The 1,175-nt window shown below is 58.4% G+C and carries 1 protein-coding gene; it reads left to right on the top strand.

Annotation, left to right across the window (positions count from 1 at the left end; all coding sequences use genetic code 11):
• The coding region (locus VL15_RS37930; protein WP_048252034.1) for an IS4 family transposase at positions 1-1,166 on the top strand (1,166 nt) is incomplete at its 5' end.
• Positions 1,167-1,175: the final 9 nt, after the last annotated feature.

Genomic DNA, 1,175 nt, shown 5'->3' with positions numbered 1-1,175 from the left:
TGGTCATTGCATTGGCGCTGTACCGGCACCAGTCAATCAGTGAGGTTGTGGACGGGTTGGAGTTGGCGCTTCCCGCGACTGATGCATCGTTCGTCAGTAAAAGCGGTATCGCCCAAGCGAGACAGCGTACGGGAGCGGCACCGCTCGCGTGGCTATTTCAAGCGTCGGCCACGAACTGGGCGGCTCAAGATCAGGCCCGCTACTGCTTCAAAGGATTGTCCTTGTTTGCGATGGACGGCACTACACTGCGTACAGCAGACAGTGCTGCCAACCGTCGTCATTTCGGGGCGTCGATGGCCGCACATGATCGAGTGGGCAGCTATCCCCAGCTTCGTGCCATTACACTCACGGCCCTTCCGACCCATCTGATACGCGATACGGAATTCGGCCCTTACGACAGCAATGAAATGGTCTTGGCACGCCAGATCATCCCGCGCGTGCCGGATCATTCCGTGACCGTCTTCGACAAGGGCTTTCTCTCGGCCCAACTGCTGTGCAATCTGGTCTCTGGTGGCGAGAATCGACACTTCATCATCCCGGCCAAATCCAATACCCGCTGGGAAATGCTCGGCGGAACGCCCGACGATCAGATGGTTCGCATGCGTGTGTCGGCACAGGCGCGAAAGCAATGTCCAGCACTTCCCGAGTTCTGGCAGGCCCGAGCCGTACTCGCAATGGATGCGCGTGGGCGGCAGAGGATTCTGCTCACGTCCCTGAGCGATCCATTGCACTTCAAAGCGGTTGATATTGTTTCTTGCTACGAGCGCCGTTGGCAGGTCGAGACCAGCTATCGCGAATTGAAGCAGTCGATGCTTGGCATGGCGTTGACTTTACGCAGCCAGACGGTCGACGGGGTCTATCAGGAGCTTTGGGGCGCCCTGATTGCCTACAACCTGATTCGCCTGGAAATGGCCAAGGCCGCGCTTGAGGCCGGCCAGGCTCCCGATAGCCTCAGCTTTATCCGGGCATTCCACACGATTCAGTACGAAATGACCTGGGCCGCAGTCACTCGGTCGTACGGCAAGCTCCCTGCGTTGCTGTCGCGTCTACGCGAACGACTCAAGCAGCTTCCCAATGACAAACGGCCCGGACGCAGTTGCGTCCGGGCCGTCAAATCCAGGCCTTTCCGTTACACCGTTCGAAACCTCTCTCGGAACATTAACTGAACGGCATTA

It is taken from the genome of Burkholderia cepacia (assembly GCF_001039005.1).
Classification (GTDB): domain Bacteria; phylum Pseudomonadota; class Gammaproteobacteria; order Burkholderiales; family Burkholderiaceae; genus Burkholderia; species Burkholderia theae.
This window is presented reverse-complemented; position numbering and strand designations above follow the sequence as displayed.